Origin of the sequence: Sphingopyxis sp. MWB1 (genome assembly GCF_000763945.1) — a bacterium.
In the GTDB taxonomy this organism is placed as follows: Bacteria; Pseudomonadota; Alphaproteobacteria; order Sphingomonadales; family Sphingomonadaceae; genus Sphingopyxis.
In genome coordinates this window covers 2,001,487-2,024,560 of record NZ_JQFJ01000002.1, presented here as the reverse complement: position 1 = coordinate 2,024,560, position 23,074 = coordinate 2,001,487, and the positions used below count along the sequence as shown (strand labels likewise).

General features: G+C 59.8%; 26 protein-coding genes. 13 read left to right on the top strand and 13 right to left on the bottom strand.

Annotation, left to right across the window (positions count from 1 at the left end; translation table 11 throughout):
* Window positions 1–106: 106 nt before the first annotated feature.
* From JV18_RS0110150 to JV18_RS0110140, 3 genes are all read left to right on the top strand, one after another.
* Window positions 107–1,036, top strand: a complete 930-nt coding sequence (locus JV18_RS0110150; protein ID WP_033074389.1) for an ABC transporter ATP-binding protein — start codon at window positions 107–109, stop codon at window positions 1,034–1,036.
* Window positions 1,033–2,301: an ABC transporter permease gene (locus JV18_RS0110145; protein ID WP_033074388.1), complete on the top strand. Its 1,269-nt coding sequence runs from the start codon at window positions 1,033–1,035 to the stop codon at window positions 2,299–2,301. The genes JV18_RS0110150 and JV18_RS0110145 overlap by 4 nt, the downstream gene beginning before the upstream one ends.
* An 88-nt stretch (window positions 2,302–2,389) precedes the next feature.
* Window positions 2,390–3,646 carry a cytochrome P450 gene (locus JV18_RS0110140; RefSeq protein ID WP_033074387.1) on the top strand — a complete coding sequence of 419 codons (1,257 nt, stop codon included), beginning with the start codon at window positions 2,390–2,392 and terminating at the stop codon, window positions 3,644–3,646.
* Window positions 3,647–3,687: 41 nt separating this feature from the next.
* On the opposite strand, the gene JV18_RS0110135 is transcribed toward JV18_RS0110140, so the two are convergent.
* Window positions 3,688–4,428, bottom strand: coding sequence for a helix-turn-helix transcriptional regulator (locus JV18_RS0110135; RefSeq protein WP_052071884.1), 741 nt, complete (start codon window positions 4,426–4,428; stop codon window positions 3,688–3,690).
* A gap of 90 nt (window positions 4,429–4,518) precedes the next feature.
* On the opposite strand from JV18_RS0110135, the gene JV18_RS0110130 reads away from it, so the two are divergent.
* Window positions 4,519–5,130, top strand: coding sequence for a glutathione S-transferase family protein (locus JV18_RS0110130; RefSeq protein ID WP_033074386.1), 612 nt, complete (start codon window positions 4,519–4,521; stop codon window positions 5,128–5,130).
* A gap of 55 nt (window positions 5,131–5,185) precedes the next feature.
* Here JV18_RS0110130 and JV18_RS0110125 read toward each other — a convergent pair whose 3' ends face one another.
* From JV18_RS0110125 to JV18_RS0110100, 6 genes are all read right to left on the bottom strand, one after another.
* A complete protein-coding gene (locus JV18_RS0110125; RefSeq protein ID WP_033074385.1) occupies window positions 5,186–6,148 on the bottom strand; it encodes a ParB/RepB/Spo0J family partition protein in 963 nt (320 codons plus the stop codon).
* Window positions 6,149–6,931: a ParA family protein gene (locus JV18_RS0110120; protein WP_033074384.1), complete on the bottom strand. Its 783-nt coding sequence runs from the start codon at window positions 6,929–6,931 to the stop codon at window positions 6,149–6,151.
* Window positions 6,928–7,626 carry a 16S rRNA (guanine(527)-N(7))-methyltransferase RsmG gene (gene rsmG / locus JV18_RS0110115; RefSeq protein WP_235303104.1) on the bottom strand — a complete coding sequence of 233 codons (699 nt, stop codon included), beginning with the start codon at window positions 7,624–7,626 and terminating at the stop codon, window positions 6,928–6,930. Before rsmG ends, JV18_RS0110120 begins: the two co-directional genes overlap by 4 nt.
* A gap of 11 nt (window positions 7,627–7,637) precedes the next feature.
* The gene (mnmG, locus tag JV18_RS0110110; protein WP_052071883.1) at window positions 7,638–9,500 is read right to left on the bottom strand and encodes a tRNA uridine-5-carboxymethylaminomethyl(34) synthesis enzyme MnmG; all 1,863 of its coding nucleotides are present in this window, start codon (window positions 9,498–9,500) and stop codon (window positions 7,638–7,640) included.
* A 66-nt stretch (window positions 9,501–9,566) separates the two neighbouring features.
* Entirely contained in the window at window positions 9,567–10,886 is a 1,320-nt protein-coding gene (gene mnmE / locus JV18_RS0110105; RefSeq protein ID WP_268746267.1) for a tRNA uridine-5-carboxymethylaminomethyl(34) synthesis GTPase MnmE, read from the bottom strand.
* 6 nt (window positions 10,887–10,892) lie between these two features.
* Window positions 10,893–11,198 (bottom strand): DUF6489 family protein, encoded by a 306-nt coding sequence (locus tag JV18_RS0110100; RefSeq protein WP_033074383.1) that lies wholly within the window; start codon window positions 11,196–11,198, stop codon window positions 10,893–10,895.
* A 111-nt stretch (window positions 11,199–11,309) separates the two neighbouring features.
* On the opposite strand from JV18_RS0110100, the gene JV18_RS0110095 reads away from it, so the two are divergent.
* From JV18_RS0110095 to JV18_RS0110085, 3 genes are read left to right on the top strand one after another with little or no spacing between them, the layout of a single operon-like run.
* A complete protein-coding gene (locus JV18_RS0110095) occupies window positions 11,310–12,008 on the top strand; it encodes a dienelactone hydrolase family protein (RefSeq protein WP_033074382.1) in 699 nt (232 codons plus the stop codon).
* Window positions 12,009–12,043: 35 nt separating this feature from the next.
* Window positions 12,044–12,403, top strand: coding sequence for a nuclear transport factor 2 family protein (locus JV18_RS0110090; protein WP_033075230.1), 360 nt, complete (start codon window positions 12,044–12,046; stop codon window positions 12,401–12,403).
* Window positions 12,404–12,415: 12 nt separating this feature from the next.
* The gene (locus tag JV18_RS0110085) at window positions 12,416–13,993 is read left to right on the top strand and encodes an FMN-binding glutamate synthase family protein (RefSeq protein ID WP_033074381.1); all 1,578 of its coding nucleotides are present in this window, start codon (window positions 12,416–12,418) and stop codon (window positions 13,991–13,993) included.
* A 3-nt stretch (window positions 13,994–13,996) separates the two neighbouring features.
* Here the strand turns inward: JV18_RS0110085 and JV18_RS0110080 are convergent, their stop codons facing one another.
* From JV18_RS0110080 to hemE, 6 genes are all read right to left on the bottom strand, one after another.
* Window positions 13,997–14,383, bottom strand: a complete 387-nt coding sequence (locus JV18_RS0110080; RefSeq protein WP_235303094.1) for a DUF1489 family protein — start codon at window positions 14,381–14,383, stop codon at window positions 13,997–13,999.
* Window positions 14,384–14,486: 103 nt separating this feature from the next.
* Window positions 14,487–15,149 carry a TerC family protein gene (locus JV18_RS0110075; protein WP_052072192.1) on the bottom strand — a complete coding sequence of 221 codons (663 nt, stop codon included), beginning with the start codon at window positions 15,147–15,149 and terminating at the stop codon, window positions 14,487–14,489.
* A 59-nt stretch (window positions 15,150–15,208) separates the two neighbouring features.
* Window positions 15,209–15,502 (bottom strand): antibiotic biosynthesis monooxygenase family protein, encoded by a 294-nt coding sequence (locus JV18_RS0110070; protein WP_033074378.1) that lies wholly within the window; start codon window positions 15,500–15,502, stop codon window positions 15,209–15,211.
* Window positions 15,503–15,511: 9 nt separating this feature from the next.
* Window positions 15,512–16,768, bottom strand: a complete 1,257-nt coding sequence (gene rho / locus JV18_RS0110065; RefSeq protein WP_033074377.1) for a transcription termination factor Rho — start codon at window positions 16,766–16,768, stop codon at window positions 15,512–15,514.
* Between the two features lie 209 nt (window positions 16,769–16,977).
* Window positions 16,978–17,430, bottom strand: a complete 453-nt coding sequence (locus JV18_RS0110060) for a CopD family protein (protein WP_033074376.1) — start codon at window positions 17,428–17,430, stop codon at window positions 16,978–16,980.
* Between the two features lie 4 nt (window positions 17,431–17,434).
* Window positions 17,435–18,457 carry a uroporphyrinogen decarboxylase gene (gene hemE / locus JV18_RS0110055; RefSeq protein WP_033074375.1) on the bottom strand — a complete coding sequence of 341 codons (1,023 nt, stop codon included), beginning with the start codon at window positions 18,455–18,457 and terminating at the stop codon, window positions 17,435–17,437.
* Window positions 18,458–18,807: 350 nt separating this feature from the next.
* Here hemE and JV18_RS0110050 point away from each other — a divergent pair, with 350 nt between their 5' ends.
* From JV18_RS0110050 to hpf, 6 genes are read left to right on the top strand one after another with little or no spacing between them, the layout of a single operon-like run.
* Window positions 18,808–19,620, top strand: a complete 813-nt coding sequence (locus tag JV18_RS0110050; protein WP_033074374.1) for a pyruvate, water dikinase regulatory protein — start codon at window positions 18,808–18,810, stop codon at window positions 19,618–19,620.
* Window positions 19,617–20,216: a Maf family protein gene (locus JV18_RS0110045; protein ID WP_033074373.1), complete on the top strand. Its 600-nt coding sequence runs from the start codon at window positions 19,617–19,619 to the stop codon at window positions 20,214–20,216. Before JV18_RS0110050 ends, JV18_RS0110045 begins: the two co-directional genes overlap by 4 nt.
* Window positions 20,217–20,230: 14 nt before the next feature.
* Entirely contained in the window at window positions 20,231–21,037 is an 807-nt protein-coding gene (gene aroE, locus JV18_RS0110040) for a shikimate dehydrogenase (RefSeq protein ID WP_033074372.1), read from the top strand.
* Window positions 21,034–21,669: a dephospho-CoA kinase gene (gene coaE / locus JV18_RS0110035; RefSeq protein ID WP_081944765.1), complete on the top strand. Its 636-nt coding sequence runs from the start codon at window positions 21,034–21,036 to the stop codon at window positions 21,667–21,669. Before aroE ends, coaE begins: the two co-directional genes overlap by 4 nt.
* Before the next feature lie 7 nt (window positions 21,670–21,676).
* Complete coding sequence (gene dnaQ, locus JV18_RS0110030; protein ID WP_033074371.1) at window positions 21,677–22,375, top strand: DNA polymerase III subunit epsilon; 699 nt, start codon at window positions 21,677–21,679, stop codon at window positions 22,373–22,375.
* A gap of 43 nt (window positions 22,376–22,418) precedes the next feature.
* Window positions 22,419–22,994 (top strand): ribosome hibernation-promoting factor, HPF/YfiA family, encoded by a 576-nt coding sequence (hpf, locus tag JV18_RS0110025; RefSeq protein ID WP_033074370.1) that lies wholly within the window; start codon window positions 22,419–22,421, stop codon window positions 22,992–22,994.
* The last annotated feature ends 80 nt before the right edge of the window (window positions 22,995–23,074 follow it).

Sequence of the window (23,074 nt, the reverse complement as noted above, 5' to 3'; positions counted from 1 at the left end):
CGGCATGCGCCCGGCTGTGCCATAGCATGGTGAAAGGATAAGATCGCGCCATTTTAATAGCGCCGACAAAGGACCCCTTTTTTCTTGGCCATCCAGAAAGCATGATTTGACCAGTTTCTGCGTGGAGGCAGAGGGCCTCACCAAATATTTCGGTAGCTTCAAGGCGGTTGACAATGTCGCGCTGAAAATTCCCGCAGGCAGCATTTATGGCGTTTTGGGGCCCAATGGCGCGGGCAAGACGACCAGCCTGCGGATGATGCTGGGCATTGTCGATCCCGACGAAGGCGAAAGCCGCATTTTTGGCGAACGTCCACAAGCGGTGCGCCACCGCATCGGCTATCTGCCCGAGGAACGCGGCCTTTATCCCGCAATGAAAGCGCGCGAGGCCATTGCCTTCATGGGCGCGCTGCGCGGTCTTGGCTGGTCCGAAGGACGCCGCCGTGCCGCCGATTTCATGACCGAGCTGGGCCTTGAGCGCGTGATCGACGAAAAGATTCGCAAAATGTCCAAGGGCATGGCGCAGATGATCCAGCTCGTCGGCTCGATCGTCCATGCGCCCGACCTGATCATCCTCGACGAGCCTTTTTCAGGGCTCGATCCGGTCAATCAGGAAAGGCTGGAAATATTGGTACGACGCGAGCGCGATCGGGGAGCGACCATTATCTTTTCCACCCATGTAATGGCGCATGCCGAACGCCTGTGCGACCGGATCGCGATTATAGCCCGGTCACAGCGGCGTTTTGAAGGCACGGTCGAGGAAGCGCGCGCGCTGCTGCCCATGGATGTGCGCTATGCCCCGCGCGCCGATGCTGCGCCCGAAGCGGTCGCGGCGCTGTTGCCCCCCGGGGCGCGGTTACAGAATGGCATCTGGCATTTCCCGCTGGCCGACGACGCGGTCGAGCCGCTGCTCGCGCAGATCACCGCCAGCCATTTGGGGGTGGCGACGCTGTCCATCATGCGTCCCGCCCTCCACGAAGCCTTTGTCCATATCATCCGGCAGGTGGATGAAGCCGCCGCCGGGGAGGTGACGGCATGAACGCCTTTGTCCGCACCATGTTCGTTGTTGCGCGGCGCGACTTTCTGGCGATGGTCGCCACCCCCACCTTCCTCTTGTTCCTGCTCGCCCCGCTCTTTGTGATCGGCATGGGCTTTGTCGGCAAGCTTGGAGGCGAACAGCTGGCCGACAGCAGCAAGGGCAGCGCACGCATCGTCGCGGTCGTCGAGCGGAAGGATGTCGGTGCATTGCGCGCCGCCGACCGCTGGCTGCGGGCCGGCTTCAACCGCCCTCCACCGACGCTGGAAATACGGGTTGCCCAGACCGGAGGGTCCGATGCCCCCGTCCCCGCCCTTCCGGACGCCAACGCCATCGCACAGGAAAAGGGGAAGGATACGCTGGCGGTGATGACGGGACCGCTCAGCGCCCCGACCATCGCCGAGGAAAAAGCCGATTCGGGGGCGGGACGCTATCTCGCGCTGCTCGCCCGCGAAGCACAGCGTCAGCGCGCGGCGACCGCGCTGCCACAGTCCCGGCCGCAATTTGCTCTTTTGTCGAACGGCGAAAGCAGCATTGCCGCGCAGCAGGCGATCGGCTTTGGCGCGGTGTTCGTCCTTTTCCTCCTCACCCTGCTTCTGGCGAGCCAGGCGGTGGGTTCGCTGGCCGAGGAAAAGGGCAATAAGGTGATCGAGATTCTCGCCGCCGCAGTGCCGCTTGAAGGGGTATTTCTGGGCAAGCTGCTCGGCATGTTCGGCGTCGCCATTTTGTTCATCGGCTTTTGGGCCCTCATCGCCATCGGCGGCGGGCTGATCGCGGCGACCCAGATGGATGCGTCCGCTCTCGCTGCGGCCAGCGGAGCAACCGATCCGACGGCACTGCTCGCCGCCCCCGCCACCGGCTGGCCCTTTTTTCTGGCGGTGAATTTCGGCTATTTTACCCTCGCCTTCCTTTTGCTCGGCGCGGTTTTTCTGGGGGTAGGCGCTCAGGCAGCGACGGTGCGCGAGATCCAGATGCTCAGCCTGCCGATCACCATATTTCAGGTCGGCATGTTCAGCCTGTCGAGCGCGGCGGCGGGCGCACCCGACAGCCGCATCGCCCGCATCGCGGAAATTTTCCCCTTCTCCTCCCCCTTTGCCATGGCGGCGCGAGCGGCGAATGACTCGGGCCGGATGGAACATTTTATCGCCATCGGCTGGCAGGCTTTCTGGGTATTACTCGTCGTCACGGTTTCGGTGCGGCTTTTCCGCTCGGGCGTGCTGAGCGGGCAGCCCAGTTGGAAATTCTGGGAATGGCACCGCACGGGCTAAGGTCGCTACGGCCATTGACAAGCCTGTGAATAGTGGCATTCTGCAACTGAATCGGTCGCGCCAGACGGCCGTTTGAGAGGAGCAGCCGATGGCCACCCAGATACGCACCGCCCCCGAGACCGTAAATCCGCTCGATGTCAGCCGCGCCGAGCTGTGGAGCAAGGATTGCTGGCAGGAGCCCATGGCGCGGTTACGCGCCGAATCGCCCATATATCATTGCGAGGATTCAAAGTTCGGTCCCTATTGGTCGGTCACCACCTACAAGCCGATCCAGCATATCGAGGCCTTGCCCAAGATTTTCTCATCGAGCTGGGAATATGGTGGCATCACCGTTGCCGGCGACGGGATCGAGCATCTGAAAGAGGGCGAAGTGCCCATGCCGATGTTCATCGCCATGGACCCGCCGCAGCATACGGCCCAGCGCCGCACCGTCGCCCCCGCCTTTGGCCCGTCCGAAATCGAACGCATGCGTGCCGACACGCTGGCGCGCACCAGCGCCCTGCTCGACAGCCTGCCCATTGGCGAAAGCTTTGACTGGGTCGAGAAGGTGTCGATCGAACTGACCACCCAGATGCTTGCCATTTTGTTCGATTTTCCCTGGGAGGAACGCCACAAGCTGACCGCCTGGTCCGATGCGCTGGGTGATATTGAAAGCTTCAACACGCCCGAGGAACGGCAGGCACGACTCGCCATCGCCTATGAAATGGGGGCGGCGTTCAAGCAATTGTGGGACCGCAAGGCACAGCAGCCCGGCGAGCATGATCTGATTTCGATCATGCTGCAATCCGACGCGATGAGCCATATGAGCCATGAGGAATTCATGGGCAATCTGATCCTGCTGATCGTCGGCGGCAATGACACGACGCGCAATTCCATGTCGGCCTATGCCTATGGGCTGCACTGTTTTCCGGAAGAGCGGGCCAAGCTGGAGGCGAATCACGACCCCGACCTTGCCGTCAATGCGATGCACGAGATTATCCGCTGGCAAACTCCGCTCGCCCATATGCGCCGCACCGCGATGGAGGACACCGAGCTTTTCGGACACCATATCCGCAAGCGCGACAAGATCGCGCTCTGGTATGCCTCGGCGAACCGCGACGAGAGCATTTTTCCCGATGGCGACCGCATCATTGTCGACCGCGAAAATGCGCGCCGCCACCTCGCCTTTGGTTATGGCATTCACCGCTGTGTCGGAGCGCGGGTCGCCGAATTGCAACTCACGACGCTGATTTCGGAGATGCAACGGCGGCGGCTGCGCGTCAATATCCTCGAAGAGCCGGAGCGCGTCCATGCAAGCTTCGTCCATGGCTATCGCCATATGAAGGTTGAACTGGAACGCTATTAGGCGAAGGTAATAGGCGCCTGTCCCCGCGCAAGCCGCTCTTCTCAGGAGTGCCCGGGGGCCAATGCGTCTCTTTTTTTTGTTTCGCTCGGCAGCTTCGGCACCGCGTCGATCACGTTTTTGCGCCAATTCTGGCGCAGTGCACCGGGCGCGACGTCATAATGTTCGTCCAGAAAGTCCGCTACCAATATGCGGTCGCATCGGAAATGGCGAAAGGCCTGCCGAAGTTCGCACCACGCCGCAAGCGTTCGCCGGTCATCGAAATAGCCGATGATGATCGGCCAGATTACGCGCGCGCTTACCTTGCCCCGCTCATCGCGATAATCGATCCGAAGCTTGCGTCCGGCACGAATCCATTGCCGGGTGCGGGCGATGTCGATGCCATCGCTGATCTTCACCGCAGACTGGCGAAAGGACATGGACGGATGCGATATATGGCTGCGAAGTTGATCGGGAATCACGACGGAGATCTTTGCGATCAGATCCCGTGCGGCGTTGGCCAGAACCGGGTCGCTGCCCGCTGCCACCCACTGCGCCCCTAGCACCGCGGCCTCGACCTCCTCCCCCGTCAGCATGAGCGGCGGCATGTCGAACGCGTCATCGAGGATATAGCCGAACCCCGCCTCGCCGCTGATCGGTACGCGCTGTCCAATCAGATCCGCCATATCGCGGTAAATGGTACGCACCGACACTTCCAATTCCGCCGCCATTTGCGCGGCGGTGAGCGGGTAAGAAGACCGGCGCAGCATCTGGATAATCTGAAAAAGGCGGTCGGCGCGGCGCATCGGCTTTCCTACTGACAATATGCTGTCAGCAGGACTTTCTTATAGCGCGTCCATCGTCAACCCTGCCTTTCGGCCAACAGGATATTTTTCATGATACATCTTTATCACGCCCCCGAATCCCGCTCGACACGAATGATCGCCCTGCTCGAGGAAATTGGCGAGCCTTATGAGATTCGGCCTGTATCAATTTTTCGTCTCAATATGGGCGAAGGCATGGCGGATCCGGCAAACCCCCATCCCGACAAGCGCGTTCCCGCCGTCGAACATGAAGGGCAGCTTTTGGCCGAATCGGTCGCGATCACGCTCTATCTATGCGACCGCTTCCCCGCAGCAGGTCTCGCTCCGGCCGCGGGGGATCCGCAACGCGGCGAGTATTTGACCTGGCTTTGCTGGTATGCTGCCGAAATGGAGCCCGCCATGTTTATGAAGCTGCTCGGTGAAAGAGAGAATCCGGTGCGGCGTTATCTCTATGACGGCGTCGTGAAGCGGCTCGAATCGATCCTATCGCATCAGCCCTATTTGCTTGGCGACCGCTATTCGGCCGCCGATTTTATCGTGGGCAGCGCGCTCAATTTCGCACGCGCTGCTTTTCCAGAAAGCGAGGCGCTCGACGCGTTTGCAAAACGCTGTCGCGATAGGCCGTCAATAGCGCGAAGCCTAGCGCTCGACACGGCCTATGGTATCCAGCGGCCCGGAGAATAAAGGCCGCAGAGAAAGTCAACGCTGCGGGGAGCATATCCCGCAGCGTTGACGCTGCTCAAATAGCTTCGCCTGACAGGCGCTGACAGATCATATCGAGCTGGTCCAGCGAGGCAAATTTCAGTGTGAGCGCCCCCTTGCCTTCGCCCGCATAGCTGATCGCGGCACCGATCCCCAGCAGTTCAGACAAATGGCGTTCGACCGCAACAATGTCAGGGTCCCGTCCGGCCGCGCCATCGCCATTATTTGCAACGGGTACAGGCGAATTTTCTCCCCGGCGCGCAGTGCGGACCAGCGCTTCCACCGCACGGACCGACAAACCTTCCTTGACCGCCTTATGGGCGATAACTTCCGCCTTTTCCGCGCCGATCAGCGCACGGGCGTGCCCCATGGCCAAGGATCCTTCGCTGACCAAATCCTGCACGGCTGCGGGCAGATCCAGAAGTCGCATCAAATTGGCGACATGGCTGCGTGATTTACCGACGAGCCGCGCCAACGCTTCCTGATTATGTCCAAAATCTTCGATCAATTTGCGATAAGCGCTCGCTTCTTCAATCGCATTTAGATCCTGTCGCTGGATATTCTCAACCAGCGCAATCTCATAGGTGGCGGCATCATCAAGAGCCCGCACCAGTGCAGGGATGCGGTGCAAACCCGCCCGCTGCGCTGCGCGCCAGCGCCGTTCTCCCGCGACAAGCTGATAGCCCTGACCATCAGGCGCACGCCGCACGATGATCGGCTGGAGCAGTCCACGGACAGCGATCGATTCGGACAATTCGGTAATAGCCGTTTCATCAAAATGACGTCGCGGCTGCCCGGGAAGCGGATGAATGGCCCCGACATCGACATGCTGAACCGACTCTCCGCCACTGGACGAAGATGTTTTGGTCGCGGTACCCGGGCTGGCAAGCACCGGCGTCTCGACCGCCACGTCACCAAAAAGCGCATTCAGCCCGCGCCCCAGCCCCGAGGGGCGTTTCCGTGCGGAAGGGGGGGATGGTTCCTCTTTCTTTTCAGTCATTTACGCCGCCTTCCGAACATTGGACAAGCGGCCAATCAATTCGCGTGCCAGCGCGATGTAAGCGGCCGATCCGGGGCAGCGATGGTCGTAGATCAAGGCCGGCAGCCCGTGACTCGGAGCTTCGGACAAGCGAACATTGCGAGGGATGACGGTTTCAAACACCACAGGACCCAAGCATTCGCGAACATCGTCGGAAACTTGATCGGTCAGCCGGTTGCGCCGATCAAACATCGTCAGCGCCACACCCAAAATACTTAGTTCGGAATTAAACCGTCCGCGCACCCGTTCGACCGTCGTCAAAAGCTGGCTGAGCCCTTCCAATGCAAAAAATTCGCACTGCAAGGGCACGATCAGCGATTCCGCCGCGATTAGCGCATTGAGTGTCAACATGCCGAGCGAGGGCGGACAGTCGATCAGGCAAATATCCCACCGCCCTGCTTCGGCACTGGCAAGGGCCTGCTGCAAACGATGAAGCCGATCGCCATATTCAATCAGCTCTATTTCGGCACCCGACAGATCCACCGTCGCCGGAACGATGTCGAGCCGCGGGACTGCCGTCGCCACCGCACAATCCGCTAGCCCGGCATCTCCGCGAAGCAATTCATAGCTCGAACTTTCACGCTGGGCTTGCGCAATGCCCAACCCTGTTGATGCGTTACCCTGCGGATCCAGGTCAATGATCAGCGTGCGCCAACCGGTTGCCGCTAGCGCGGTCGCCAGATTAATCGCCGTCGTGGTTTTTCCCACGCCACCCTTTTGATTGGCCACTGCGATCTTGATCATCGCGTCCCTCGCTGCGCTGCGCCGATGCGCCCTTCGCCAACCAGAATGTAGCTATCAGCGTCGGTTCGGCTCTGTTCCACGTGAAACATTCTCTGCCATGCTTTCGGAAGCAGCGCCAGTTCCTTCATCGCATTCCGCCCTTTTGGAAGCAGCCAGCGTGTTGAGTCGGTGGAAAAACGTGTGGACAATGTGATGAGCTTGGGCAGAGGCGCAAAAGCGCGGGCGCTGATCGTTGCTACCGCTCTATTCGCGACGCGCTCCAAGCGATCTTCAACCACCTCGACATGAGTCAGATCAAGTTTCTGCGCCGCCTCTCGCAAGAAATCACAACGCCGCTTGCGCGATTCAACCAATGCAACAGGCCGATCGCTCAATATCGCCACGACCAGCCCAGGCAGGCCGGGACCGCTTCCCAGATCAAGCCAAAGTCCCCGACGATTTTGCCGCTCATCCGTGTTTGCCGCGTCAAGAAGCAAGAGCTGTGCGCTGTCGGCAATATGTCGGACCCAAATATGCGGGAGAGTCGACGCAGCAACTAGATTCTGGCGTTCATTTTCCGACGCCACCAAGGCAACATAATCTTCCAACTTTTTCCAACGCGCATCATCGCCCCCGCACAGCAAATATACCCAGCGACGCGCGCTTTCTTCGTCCGCCAGAAGCGCTGGGGCCGTCCCGTCCCGTGTCATATTCATAGTCCGCCGCCTCAGGCCGCGCGGCGACGGCTGAAGACCATGATCGCAGTCAACGCAGCCGGCGTCACCCCGTCGATGCGAGCGGCCTGCCCCAAAGTCTCCGGGCGCGCCCGGGACAAACGCTCAACCATCTCTCGCGAAAGGCCGCCGATAGCCGCATAATCAAGATCGGGATCAAGGATGATTGCTTCATTGGCGTGCAGCGCGCGCAGATCGGCCTCCTGACGTGCAAGATAGGGTGCATAGTGAGCGTCCTGCTCCACCTCGGCTGCTATATCCCGATCAGCATCCGCTAACTCCGGCGCCAACAACGCAAGGCTTTCCATCGTCACCTCAGGATAGCGCAACAGATCAATACGACGTCGCGGAATCCCGTCGCCAGGAAGCGGGAGAGACATGGTTGCATAGTCTTCCTTGGGTACCGGTTGATCAAGCAGGGCCTCCAGCCGGCTTCGCATAGCCATCCGGCGCTCGAACAGTCGCGCCGTCGATGGCCGTACCAGACCGATCTCTACCCCTTTGGGAGTGAGCCGCGTAGCCGCATTATCGGCCCGCAGGCGAAGGCGATATTCGGCGCGAGCAGTGAGCATGCGATAAGGCTCGCTGACGCCTTGCAGCACTAGATCGTCGATCATCACGCCAATATAGGATTCGCTGCGATCAAGAAGTAACGACTCCCGCCCCCGAACACGCAGCGCTGCGTTAGCGCCTGCCACCAATCCCTGAGCCGCAGCTTCCTCATATCCGGTCGTACCGTTAATCTGCCCCGCACAATAAAGCCCCGATATCGCTCGAAGTTGCAGGCTGCGGTCCAACGCGCGTGGGTCGATATGATCATATTCAACCGCATAGCCGGGAACGACCATCTCTACTTGTTCGAGCCCCTCCATCGTCCGAAGCATCGCCAACTGAACATCGGCGGGCAAAGAGGTGGATACGCCATTGGGATAGACAAGATGCGTCGTCAGCCCCTCAGGCTCCAAGAAAATTTGGTGCCCGTCGCGATCCGCGAAACGATGGATTTTATCTTCAATGGAAGGGCAATAGCGCGGACCAGCAGCACCAATCGCACCCGTAAACAAGGGCGAACGATGGAGATTATCGCTGATAATCTGATGAGAATCGCCGTTGGTTCGCGTGATGGCGCAGAATATCTGCGGCTGTTGCCGTTGGTTGTTCCACGTGGAACAAGTCCAATGTGCATCATCCGAAGGCTGCTCTTCAAGGCGCGCCCAATCAATGGTCCGACCATCAAGGCGCGGCGGCGTGCCTGTCTTAAGTCGCGACATTGGCAATTGCGCGGCACGTAGCTGCTCTGCAAGTCGCGATGCACCCGCCTCTCCTATGCGCCCCCCTTCCATCCGCTCTTCGCCGCGAAACATGCGTCCGCCCAGAAATGTGCCTGTCGCAAGAATGACGGCGGGTGCGTTTAACAGGCGGCCATCCGCAAGCTCAAGGCCTTTCACTACATCGCCTGCAGGCGACAAACGCAAGGCGGCGGCCCCCCCCGCCACAACTTCGATATTATTCTCGGCCGCGAGTAGGGCTTGAATAGCGTGGCGATATAGAAGGCGATCAGCCTGGACGCGCGGCCCCTGCACCGCAGCGCCTTTGGACGCATTGAGCATGCGGTGATGAATGGCCGCGGCGTCGGCGGCGCGCGCCATCCATCCATCGAGCGCATCTACCTCCCGAATCAAATGGCCCTTGCCCAGACCGCCGATTGCCGGGTTGCAAGACATGCTTCCTATCAAATCGGGGTTGAAGCTGATGAGGCCGACGCGCACGTCCAACCGCGCAGCAGCCGCGGCGGCCTCGGTGCCGGCATGTCCACCGCCAACGACGATGACATCAAAATTCATAGCGCTTTCCATGATTGCCTTGGCTCATAAAACATTATGGAACGGAAATCCATCGGCGCGATTGTTCCACGTGAAACGCTATTTCCCGATACAGAATCGCCCGAAAAGCGCATCAAGCATATCTTCCACCCCTCCCCGCCCCGTCACTAGGTCCAGCGCGTTCGACGATAAACGCAAGCGCTCCGCCAACAGAATGAGATCGGCAGCCTCCCGTTCTCCTTGCGGAACCGCAAGCCATTTACGCGCGTCCTTCAAGGCTTGGCGCTGACGTATACGCAAAGCGGCTTCGCCTTCCCGTGGGAGAAGATCGCGCGCAATTGCGACAATATGGCGATGAAGCTCATCCATCCCCTCCCCACTTTGAGCGGAGAGGGTCAGATCGCAACGCGCGGCTTGAGCTTCTCGTTCGAAATCTCCGCGCCATTTATCGGCCTGTGCTGCAATGATGATCCTGCGCGGATGAACGGGCACATCCTCGGGCGGCCCCAGCCACAATAGAATATCAGCTGCTCCCACCGCCGCCCGCGCACGATCAATGCCGACGGCTTCGATCGCGTCGCTTCCCTCGCTCCGGATCCCCGCCGTATCCGAAAAACGCATTGCAATGCCATCGAGCGCCAATGGCGTTTCGATGATATCGCGGGTCGTTCCGGCGACCGGCGATACAATCGCCAGCTCTCTCTGGGCCAATGCATTGATCAGTGTTGATTTACCGGCATTTGGAGGACCGGCGATCACAACTGAAAGCCCCTCTGCAATCACTTCTGCGGCCGGGCGCGCGAGCCAACCATCCAATTCGCCCGCCAGATCCGCCATGCCCTCAACCATTCGGGTGATGGTCACATTGGAGGATTCAACATCCTCCTCATCGGAGAAATTTAGTTCGGCTTCGGCAATGGCCATCAAACGAATCAGACGCTCCTGCCACTCTCCGATCGCGCGCGAGACATGGCCACTCGCCATTTTCAGGGCTTGCAGCCTTTGGCTTTCGGTTTCGGCCGACAAAAGATCGGCAAGCCCTTCCGCTTCGGCAAGATCAATCTGCCCGTTCAGAAAGGCGCGCCGGGTGAACTCCCCCGCCTCGGCTGGGCGTAATCCCTTTTGTGCAGCCAATGCCCGCTGCACGGCCGCCACTACGGCCCGGCCACCATGGAGATGAAGCTCAGCCAGATCTTCGCCCGTTGCCGTCTGCGGTCCTGGGAACCAGAGCGTCAGCGCCTGATCCAGCGGCGCCCCTTTGGCATCGCGAAGCGTGCGGAGCGCTGCGCGGCGGGGCGGAGGTAGATCGCCAGCCAGAGAAGAGAGCGCCGCTCCCGCCTGCGGCCCACTGATGCGTACCACGGCGATGGCCGCGGGCGGCATACCGCTCGACAACGCAAAAATCGTATCCTGGGGCAAGGGGATTCAGCTCCGACGCCCTTTATCTGATTTTCCATCAGGCGCGTCTTCATCTGCTCGGGAGGGTCCACCAAATGCAGATCGGCCATCGCCTTTAAATCCACCAAAAAGCGATTGCAGCATATCAAATCCCGCTTCGCCCATAGGCATCCAGTTTTTCATCATCTTTTCAACCATGTCGGGGGTCACACCCCCTTGAATTAATTCGCGGGCGCGGTCCAGATAGGCATCGTGTAACGGCTCCATATCGGGCAGCCCAAACAGGCGACGTGCCTCTTCCGGCGTACAATCAATTTCAATATGAAACTTCATCCCTCAATCCCTTCGCCATCGCGCGCTTTTGGGGCTATCTGCTTGAGCCGCTGTTTGGCGCAAGCTAGTTTCGCGCCTTCACCATGAATAAGCAAGAGCAGGAGCCCCTTCATGTCCGCAACCAACAGCCATATCTCCAGCTTTGACGGTAAGGCCCAGATTCCCACCTATGTCGCGCGGCCTGCGGGCGAAACGAAGGGAGGAATTGTCGTCATTCCGGAAATCTTCGGAGTAAATGCGGGCATTCGCCAAAAATGCGACGATTGGGCAGAACAGGGCTATCTTGCGTTGGCCCCCGATATTTTCTGGCGCTTTGCCCCCGGTATCGAACTCAACCCCGATGTTGAAGCTGAGATGCAGGAAGCCCTCGGCTATTTCGGCCAATATGATGCTGATGAAGGGGTGAAGGATCTGGAAGCGGCCATTCGCTGGTTACGGAGCGAAGGCGCCGCCAAGGTCGGGTGCGTCGGCTTTTGCCTGGGCGGACGCCTCGCCTATATGGCGGCGGCCCGCACCGATATTGATGCGTCGGTCGGCTACTATGGCGTCATGATCGACCAGATGCTGGGCGAAAGCCGCGCTATTGCCAATCCGCTGATGCTGCACATTCCGACTGCCGATCATTTTGTCGATGCTGCTGCGCAAGCCAAGATGCACGAAGCGCTCGATCCGCATCCGAAGGTCACCCTCCATGATTATGCAGGGCTCGACCATGGCTTTGCCGCAACCGAGGGCAATCGCCGCGACGAAGCCGGCGCCCGGCTGGCCGACGAGCGTACCCGCGCCTTCTTTGTCGAGCATCTGGCGTGAGCGCGGCTGCGGGTATCGCCGCTTGGCACGCCTATATGGAAGCTGGCGGCGATCCGCAGACCTTGTTTGACCTGATTGCTCCCGACGCAATTTTTCATTCACCGGTCGTGCACAGTCCGCAGCAAGGGCGGGAGAAGGTTTTCGGCTATCTCCACGCCGCGAGCCATGCACTGGGCGGCGATGCTTTCCACTATGTGCGCGAAATTGTCGAGGGCGATCAGGCCATGCTCGAATTTGCGACCGAATTGGATGGCATATATATCAATGGGGTCGATATAATTTCATGGGATGGGGACGGAAAAATAAAGGATTTCAAAGTGATGATACGCCCCCTCAAGGCCGTTAACAAAGTATGGGAAAAGATGGCGCTAATGTTGGCTGCTCAAAAGGGCTGACAGGAGTTTATCATGCTGCGCTGGCTTGTCTTTCCGGTCCTGATTTTTCTTATCGCGATTTCTGCCTTTTGGGACATATTACGACTGACCCTTTTGCTTTGGGTCCCGCTTCTCCTGATCGCCATTTACGATCTGTTTCAGCAGCGCCATGCGCTGCGGCGCAACTATCCGCTAATCGCGCGGCTGCGCTGGATGTTCGAATGGCTGCGTCCATTCCTGCACGCCTATATCGTCGAAAGTCCGCTCGATGGCCGCCCTTATGCCCGCAGCGAGCGGGCGCTGGTCTATGCGCGAGCCAAGGGCGATCTTGACGCTCATCCCTTCGGCACCGAACTCGACGTCTATTCGGATGAATATGAATGGATGAGCCACAGCATCGCTCCCACGCTGCTGCCCGACCGGACCAAGCGGGTGAAAGTTGGGGGAAGCCAGTGCCGCCTGCCCTATGAAGCCGATCTTCTCAATGTTTCGGCCATGAGCTTTGGATCATTGAGCGAAAGAGCCATCGAAGCGCTGAATCTCGGCGCGAAAATGGGCGGTTTTTATCATGATACGGGCGAAGGCGGATATAGCCCCTATCACCGCAAACATGGCGGCGATGTCGTATGGGAGCTTGGCAGCGGCTATTTCGGCTGCCGCGATGCCCAGGGACATTTTGATCCTGAACGGTTTCGCGACACGGCCCAGATCGACCATGTTCGCATGATCGAGATCAAGCTGAGCCAGGGAGCCAAGCCCGGTCATGGCGGTATGCTGCCAGGGCCCAAGGTTAGCGCCGAAATTGCCGCAACCCGTGGCGTTCCCGAAGGCGTTGACTGCATATCGCCCGCCGCACATTCCGCCTTCTCAACCCCGATCGAATTGCTCGAATGGGCCGCGGATCTGCGCGACATGTCGGACGGAAAACCCGTCGGCATCAAATTATGCGTGGGCCAGCCCCATGAAGTCTATGCGCTGATGAAGGCGATGCTGGAGACAGGAATCCGGCTCGACTATATGGTCATCGACGGCGCCGAAGGCGGAACGGGCGCCGCCCCGGTGGAATTTTCCAACCGGGTCGGGATGCCGCTGCGTGAAGGGTTGATCTTTGTCCGCAACGCGCTGGTCGGTTGCGGGCTGAAAGAGGAAATCCGGCTGGGGGCATCGGGCAAATTGCATTCAGGCGCCGGTCTTGCCGTCAATTGCGCGCTGGGGGCGGACTGGTCCAATGCCGCGCGCGCCTTCATGTTCAGCCTTGGCTGCATTCAGTCGCTGCAATGCCATACCGGCGAATGTCCGACCGGCGTCGCCACGCAGGACCCCGGCCGTCAGCGCGGGCTGGTCGTGACCGACAAGGCGGAGCGTGTGCGCCGCTTTCAAGCCGCCACCGTTTCAGCGCTGTGGGATATTACAGCGGCCATGGGGCTGGAAACGCCCTGGGAAATCAAACCGCATCATCTGCACGAAAGGCTCAATTCAGCGCGGTCGGATTCGATCGACCGCATCTATAATTTCTTTCCGCGCGGCGTGCTGCTTGATGCACCGGATTCGGTCGCAAGCACCCGCTATTGGCATATGGCGCGCGCCGACAGCTTCCGTGCCCAATTTTAGGGGCTAGATCAGGCTGAGTGCGGCAAGTTCGCGATAAAGCTCGGGGGGAAGATCGGCGATCCCGCTGTCGTCATCGACTCCCGCGGGCGCGTCACCCTCGCTTAGATAGCGCCAGCCCTGATGCGCGCGCTTGGGCTGAGGGTGCACGCGTTCGAGCCTGGCCTTGCAGACAATATCGACCCGGCCGTCGCTACGATCCTGAAAACGCAAAATCTCCACGCGTCCGACCAGCATATGCCGCACGATGAAATGCAGTTTTCCACCGATCAGCTCGTCAGCGCGTTTGGGACGAAAGCGGGTGGGAAAAGCGATTTCACCAGCCACGGCATAGCGGCGGATGCGTTGGACAAGTTCCGTATAATCAGTGCAGCCAACAGCCACACGGGTCATATGCAATTGGGGCATAAGGCCAAGATGGGGGCTGGACCCCAAAAAGAAAGGGCCGGTCCATCGCTGGAACCGGCCCTGTTATCCAAAAGCGGGTCTGTACGGATTATCCGAACAGGGTTCCGATCCCCACGCTGGGGTCCACCCAACCTTCATAGATCATCTTGACCGCCACATAGACGATGACGGCAAGGCCAATATAGGCGATCCAGCGATAGCGCTCTATATATTTGGCAATGATATTCGCAGCGATACCCATCAGGGCCACAGCAAAGATCAGCCCGACGATCAAAATTCCCGGATGATCGCGCGCAGCGCCTGCCACCGCGAGCACATTGTCGAGGCTCATGCTGACATCGGCGACGGCGACGGCCCAGGCGGCGGCGGCGAAGCTTTTGGCCGGGCGCAGCCCCGAATGTTCATCGCCCTCAATCTCCGGCGAGCCGGCCGAATGCGCGCCTTCGCGCAGTTCGCGCCACATTTTCCACGCCACCCAGATCAGCAGCAGGCCGCCGACGAAAATCAGGCCGACAATTTGCATGAGCTGGGTCACGACCAGCGCAAAGGCAATTCGCAGCACCAATGCGGCCAGAACGCCAATCATGATGACCTTGCGCCGCTGGTCGGCGGGCAGGCCCGCAGCGAGCGCACCCACGACAATCGCATTGTCGCCCGCCAGCACGATGTCGATCATCAACACCTGCAGGAAGGCGGCCAGCGCTGCGGGCTCGGTGATGTTCGAAAAATCCGTGACGATCGCATCCCACATTCCGGCAGGACCGCCGAAACCGCCGGCATGCGCCGCCGCCTGAGCAAGAAATTCCAATATCACAGCGGCTCTCCGAAATAACTGACCCCTGGGATAGGGTCATAAAAATGATGCAGCAACGCCCGCCACTTCCGATAGCGGCCTGATTGGCGGAAACCGTCCCGATGATCGGCAAGCGATTCCCATTCGACCAACAACAGATAAGGCTGTCCCGTTCCGGTGGGCGGACGAATTTGCAGGGAAATAAAGCCCGGCGATGCCGCAATCAACGGCCGCGCCTTTGTCATGGCCGCTTCGAACGCGCTGCCCTCCCCGGATCGGACCGGAAGCAAGGCATGTTCGAGCACCGCCATGCCAGCGCCTTATTGATTCATCGAATCGAAGAAATCTTCGTTCGTCTTGCTGTCTTTGATCTTGTCCAGCAGGAATTCCATCGCGTCGACGGTGCCCATCTGCATGAGGATACGCCGCAGCACCCACATTTTCGACAGCTTGTCCTTTTCCACGAGCAATTCTTCCTTGCGCGTTCCCGACTTGCCGACGTCGAGCGCGGGGAAGATGCGCTTGTCGGCAACCTTGCGGTCGAGCACAATTTCGCTGTTGCCCGTGCCCTTGAATTCCTCGAAAATCACTTCGTCCATGCGGCTGCCCGTGTCGATCAGCGCAGTCGCGATGATGGAAAGCGAACCGCCTTCCTCGATATTGCGCGCCGCGCCGAAGAAGCGCTTGGGCCGCTGGAGCGCGTTCGCGTCGACACCGCCGGTCAGCACCTTGCCCGATGAGGGGACCACGGTGTTGTAAGCGCGGCCCAAGCGGGTGATCGAGTCGAGCAGGATCACGACATCCTTCTTGTGCTCGACAAGCCGCTTGGCCTTTTCAATGACCATTTCGGCCACTTGGACGTGCCGCGTCGCAGGCTCATCAAAGGTTGAGGATACGACCTCTCCATTCACGCTGCGCTGCATGTCGGTGACTTCCTCGGGGCGTTCATCGACGAGGAGGACGATCAGATAGACTTCAGGATGATTGTCGGTGATCGCCTTGGCGATATTTTGCAGCAACACCGTCTTACCCGTGCGCGGCGGCGCGACGATCAGCGCGCGCTGGCCCTTGCCCTGCGGGCTGACGAGATCAATGACGCGCGCCGACTTGTCCTTGACCGTGGGGTCGACCGTATCGAGCGACAGCTTCTGATTGGGATAGAGCGGCGTCAGATTGTCGAAATTGACGCGGTGGCGGACGACTTCGGGCGCATCGAAATTGACGCTGATCAGCTTGGTCAGCGCGAAATAACGTTCGCCGTCGCGCGGAGCGCGGATTTCGCCTTCGACTGTATCGCCGGTCCGCAAGCCATGTTTGCGCACCTGATTGGGCGAAACATAAATATCGTCGGGACCGGCGAGATAATTGGCCTCTGACGAGCGCAGAAAGCCGAAACTGTCGGGCAGAACTTCGATCGTTCCCGATCCGATAATCTCCTCGCCCTCTTCGGCCAGTTCCTTGAGGATGGAGAACATCAGATCCTGTTTCCGCAGGGTCGAGGCACCCTCTACGCCCAATTTCTCTGCCATTTCGACAAGCTGGGCAGGCGATTTCGTCTTTAATTCTTTAAGATGCATGAGTGGATTCCAGAATGTGAAATGCGGAAAATTCAATATGATTTTACACGCAAGGGCGCCTATCGGGTCGGGGGACGACCGTTCTGATAGTTTCGACGCGAAAATGCGCCGCCCGCGAAAACGGAATTGATCGGCCCCCTATATCCCGCCCGCGCGCAAGTCAATCGGCTGTCGGCAAAGCGTGTGACGGTCCGTCAGAAAAGCTTCGCCTAAAATGGACGCACCACTGCCAAAATTACGATGATAGCCGCCGCAACCCCAGGCACTTCGTTGAGCAAGCGCAGCTGCTTCTCGCTGAGCGGCCGAATGCCCTTTTTCAGCTTTTTGCCATAGCCGATCATCCAGCCATGATAGCCCGACAGCGCGAGTACCAGCGCGAGCTTGATGTGAAACCAGCCTTCGCTCCAATACCCGCCGTTAAAGGCGAGAGCGAGGCCCAAAATCCAGACGATGATCAGCGAGGGATTGAGGATGATGCGGCGCAGCCGATCCTCGCGATCGATCCACTTCGCCTCTTCGTCCGACCCGATGGCGCATTGGTGATGATAGACGAAGAAACGCGGCATCATGAACAGGCCGGCCATCAGAAAGATGACAAAAATCACATGTGCGGCTTTGACCCACAGCATCGTTACCCCCAGAAAACCTGTCAAATCCGCCATAAACCTATCCGCGCACGCGCTTGATCAGATGTTCGACATGGGCAATGGGCGTGTCGGGCACGATCCCATGGCCAAGGTTGAAGATATGGGGCCGCGACGGAAAAGCTGCAAGGATGCGATCAATCGCCCGGTCGAGCGCTTCGCCTCCCGCCACCAGCGCGAGCGGATCGAGATTGCCCTGGACGGGCAAATGATCGGGCAAATTTGCGTCGGCCCAAGCGGGATCGACCGTTTCATCCAGGCCGATCGCATCGACGCCGCTTTCATCGGCATAGGCGCGAAGCTTGCCTCCGGCCCCCTTGGGAAAACCGATGATCGGCGTGTCGGGGTGCAGCGCCTTCAGCCGGCGGACGATTTCGGCGTTGGGAGCGATGACCCATTGTTCGAACTGGGCGGGACTGAGGCTGCCGGCCCAGCTGTCGAACAATTGCACCGCCTCGACGCCATGTTCGATCTGTCCCGACAAATAGGTAACCGACAGGTCGATGATCGCCTCGACCAGCGCACCAAAGGCAGCGGGATCGCCGAAGGCCATGCGCCGCGCTGCGGACTGATCCTTCGACCCCTGCCCCGCCACCATATAGGTCGCGACTGTCCAGGGGCTTCCCGCAAAGCCCAGGAAACTTGTTTCCGAAGGCAAGGCGCCCGCGACCCGGGCGACGGTTGCATAGACGGGCTCGAGCCGTTCAGGTGCAGCCTGCAATTGATCGAGCGCGCTGTCGACAAGCGCAGGCGCGAGGCGCGGCCCCTCCCCGGCTTCAAACCATAGATGCTGCCCCAGGGCGTGGGGGATTACCAATATGTCCGAAAAGAGAATGGCGCCGTCGAACCCAAAGCGCCGGATCGGCTGCAACGTCACCTCGGCGGCCGATTCCGGATCATAGCAAAGCTCGAGAAAGCCGCCCTTGGTTTCGCGCAGCGCCCGATATTCAGGAAGATAGCGCCCGGCCTGGCGCATGAGCCACAGGGAAGATCTTTCCTGCCGAGCTCCCCGCAGCGTTGCCAGCAGGCTTTTCGGTGACGCCATTACGCGGCCCTTCTTTCTCTCTTCATAATATATTTAAATATATTGTGGTGGTTTGTTGGCGGGCGGATAAGCCCGGCTTTAGGGGGAGGCACCGCTTTTGCCAACAGCTTGACTCCTGCAAAGCCCATCTTGCCTTCAGAGTCGGAACGCCCATTCCCGTAATTCACAGCCTGTGGATAAGATTCATTCCTTGTGGATAAGGGGCGGAGCGGAATCGGTGAGGCTGGGGATATATCTGCTTTGCCCGAAGCGTCCCCTGCTTATGCCAGTTTTATCCACAGGCCCTGGGTGAGTATCACGTCCTTTCTCCCCGCTTGCCTTTTCGGTCATGCGCGTCCCATGGTGATGTGATGAGCCGACTTCACCTGCATCTTATATCCGACTCTACGGGCGAAACGCTGGAAAATATTGCCAAGGCGGCCATTGCGCAGTTCGATGATGTCGAAGTGGTCCGCCATTTCTGGCCGATGGTGCGATCGGAATCGCATCTCGACCGGATCATGGCCGAGGTGCAGGCCAGTCCGGGGATGATTTTGTTCACTCTGGTTAACGGGGAATTGCGCGCCAGCCTTGAACAGCGGGCCAGCGCTCAAGGGCTGCCGATCGTTCCCGCGCTCGACGCCGTTACCGATGCGTTGTCCCGCATGCTCGGTCAGGAAGCCAAGGCACGTCCCGGGCGGCAGCATGTGCTTGATGCCGCCTATTTCGCGCGGGTCGAGGCCATACAATTTACCGTCGCCCATGATGATGGCATCGGCTGGGAAAATTGGGAGCAGGCCGATATCGTTCTTGCCGGAGTATCGCGGACGTCGAAAACGCCGACGAGCATCTATCTCGCAAACCGTGGATACAAGACGGCAAATATCCCGATCGTTCCCGAATCTCCGCCGCCCGACAGCTTGTTTCACCTTAAAAAGCCGATGATTGTCGGGCTGACGACCAGCCTCGACCGGCTGGTGCAGGTGCGGCGCAATCGCCTCTTGTCGCTCAATCAGGCCCCCGAAACCGCCTATGTCGATGACGAACGGGTGAAGGCTGAGATTGCCTTTGCGCGCCGGATGTTCGCCGATAATGGGTGGCCGGTGATCGACGTGACCCGGCGTTCGATCGAGGAAACCGCAGCCGCGGTCATCAAGCTGGTCGAAGATCGGGGGACGGCATGACGCGCCTGCTTCTCGCTTCGCAGAGCAGTGGCCGGGTGGCCATGCTGCGCGCGGCCGGGCTCGCGTTCGAGGCAACGCCTGCCCATATCGATGAAGAGGCATTGACCGCCGCTCTTCGTGCCGATGGGCAGGGCGCGCGCAACATCGCCGATGCGCTGGCTGAGGCAAAGGCGATTAAGATTTCCGCGCGGCTGCCGGGGATCACGGTGATCGGCGCCGATTCCACGCTTGCACTGGATGACGGGACGATGCTGTCCAAACCCGAAAGTCCCAAGGAGGCGGCGGCGCATCTGCGCGCCATGGCGGGGCAACGCCACCGTTTGTTCAGCGCCGTAGTCGCCGCCCGCGACGGCGTGCCTGTCTGGCGTTTCATCGGTCAGGCGAAATTATGGATGCGTCCCTTGTCGGACGCCTTCATCGCCGATTATGTCGCTTCCCACTGGGAGAATATTCGCTGGACGGTGGGCTGCTATGAAATCGAAGGCGCGGGGGTGCAATTGTTCGACCGTGTAGAGGGCGACCCTTGGACCATCATTGGCATGCCCATGCTCCCGCTTCTCGCCTGGCTGCGCGCCAGCGGCCTTGCGCCACAATAAAGGATAAATATTTCATGGCCTTTGCCGAAGTGATCGGCGATCCGATCGCCCAATCCAAATCGCCGCTTATCCACGGCTTCTGGCTCGATGCATTGGGGCTGGATGGTCGTTATGAGCGCCAGCATGTCACGTCCGACGCGCTGAAGGCCTATATCGACGAACGTCGCGGGGATCCCGATTGGCGGGGCTGCAATGTCACCATGCCGCACAAGGGCGCAGTCATGGACCTGGTCGATGATCCAGGTGATGTCCGCACCACGATTGGCGCGATGAATACGGTGGTACGGCGGCCCGATGGGCAGTTGATGGGCACCAACACTGATGCAGCAGGCTTTTATGCGCCGCTTGCCGAATCCGACCTGGCGGGCGCGCCGGTGGCGGTCGTGGGCGCGGGTGGTGCGGCGCGGGCGGTTTTGTTTGCGCTCGCCCGCGCAGACGTTGGCGAAGTGATCATCTATAATCGCAGCCCGCTTAAAGCGATGGGCCTGCTGGCAAGCTTTGGCCTCAAAGGGGAGGTGCGCGGGCTCGACGCTGCGCTTGCTCCGGCGGCTCTGCTTGTCAATGCCAGCAGCTTGGGAATGACCGGCCAACCGCCGCTTGATCTCGACCTCTCACCGCTTCCCGATGATGCCATTGTTTATGATCTTGTCTATTCGCCACTTGAAACCGCGTTGTTGCGCGCCGCGCGCGCGCGGGACCTGGCGACGGTTGACGGGCTCGACATGCTCATTGGACAGGCCGCGCTCGCTTTCGAGCTTTTCTTTGGCCAATCGCCGCCCCAGGGTCGCGATGACGAGCTGCGTGCCCTGTTGACGGCATGATCCATCGCATGCGCCCGCGACTGCCGCTTCGCCGGCCCTTCATCCTGGGGCTGACCGGGTCGATCGGCATGGGAAAGTCGACCGCGGCGGCGATGTTCGAACGCGAAGGCGTACCCGTGTTCGACGCCGATGCAGAGGTTCACCGTTTGCAGGGCCCCGGCGGCGCGCTCGTATCCGCTATTGAAGCGCGCTTTCCCGGAACCACGGGCCCCCAAGGGGTGGATCGGCAGAAACTGGGGACCAAAGTGTTGGGCAACACGCATGAACTTCATGCGCTGGAGGCGATTGTCCATCCGGCGGTCGCGCGGGCCCAGCGGCATTTTCTGATGCGGCACCGCGCCCGCGATCTCGTCGTGCTTGATATCCCGCTCCTGTTTGAAAAAGGCGGTTGGCGCCGCGTCGGGGCGGTTGCGGTGGTGTCCGCACCCTTGTGGATGCAGGCGCGCCGGGTGCTCCGCCGACCGGGCATGACATGGGCAAGGCTGAAGGCAATCCGGCGTTTGCAAGTGCCCGACCGCGTCAAAAGGGCACGGGCCGATTTCATTATCGAAACGGGCCGGCCGAAAAGCGAAACGCGCCGACAGATTCGCGCCATCGCCTCTTGTTTCCGCGCCCATTCAGGACGATATTGAAGTTTCAATGCGTGAGATCATTTTCGATACGGAAACAACGGGACTCGACCCAAAGGCCGGGCATCGTTTGGTGGAAATCGGATGTGTCGAACTGATCGATCGCCGCGAAACCGGCCGTACCTTTCACGCTTATTATAATCCCCAACGCGACATGCCTCCCGAAGCAGAGGCGGTGCACGGGCTTTCGATCCAGTTTCTGTCGAACAAGCCGCTCTTTGCCGATCATATCGAGGAACTGCTCGATTTCCTCGGCGATGCGCCAATGGTGGCTCATAATGCGGCCTTCGACTTCGGCTTCATCAATGCCGAATTTGCCCGAGCGGGGCGGGCCGCGCTCGATATGCAGCGTATGCGCTGCACCGTGCAAATGGCGCGAAAGCTGCACCCCGGCGCCAAACATAGCCTCGATGCTCTTTGCACACGCTATGGTATCGACCGTAGCCACCGTATCAAACATGGCGCGTTGCTGGACGCCGAACTGCTCGCGCATCTTTATATTGAAATGACCGGGGGCCGACAGATCGGCCTTGGGCTCGCGGCCGAAGCGGCACAGGAGCAAGCATCGCCCCTGGCCGTCCCCACGACGCGTGCAGCGCCCCGTATCTTTCGGGAAGCGCGTCCCCATTCGGCAACCCCCGCCGAACTTGCGCGTCATGCTGAATTCGTCGCCACGCTGAACAATCCGCTGTGGCACGATAATCCGTGACGATATTCGATATCGTCGCTGAGACTTTTGAAGGAGAAAGAAAATGGAAATCCGCGTCTCTGGTCACCAGATCGAAACCGGCGAAGCGCTTCAGGCGCATGTCAGCGACCGGATGAACGCGATTGCCAACAAATATTTCTCCCGCGCGATCAGCGCCCATGCGACTTTCGGAAAGGGGCCGCATGACAGTTTTCAATGCGATATTGTCGCGCATGTCATGCAAGGGCTGGTGCTGAAAGGTCATGGCCAGGCGCAGGATGCCCATGTGGCCTTTGAGGCGGCGGCGGACCGCATCGAAAAGCAGCTTCGCCGATATATGCGGCGGTTGAAGGATCGCAACAGCAATGGCGGCCCCGCGCCATCGCCCACGATGGACGAAATTCGCGACAATGCCAGCTATACGGTTTTCGATAGCGGCAATGAAGATGATGCAGGCGATGCACCCGCGATCATTGCGGAAACGCGTGTCGATATTCCCGAAAGCAGTGTGTCCGACGCGGTGATGATGCTCGACCTGCGCGACACCAACGCCTTGCTTTTTGTGAACAGCAAAACGGGGGCTCATAATATGGTTTATCGCCGCCGCGATGGCACTATCGGTTGGGTCGAGCCGCAATAAGGGCTAGATTTTCTTTGCTATCCGGCATAAGGGCCGCGCGCAGCACTGCCCTCTTGCCGCGATGGCGGGGTATCGACCGA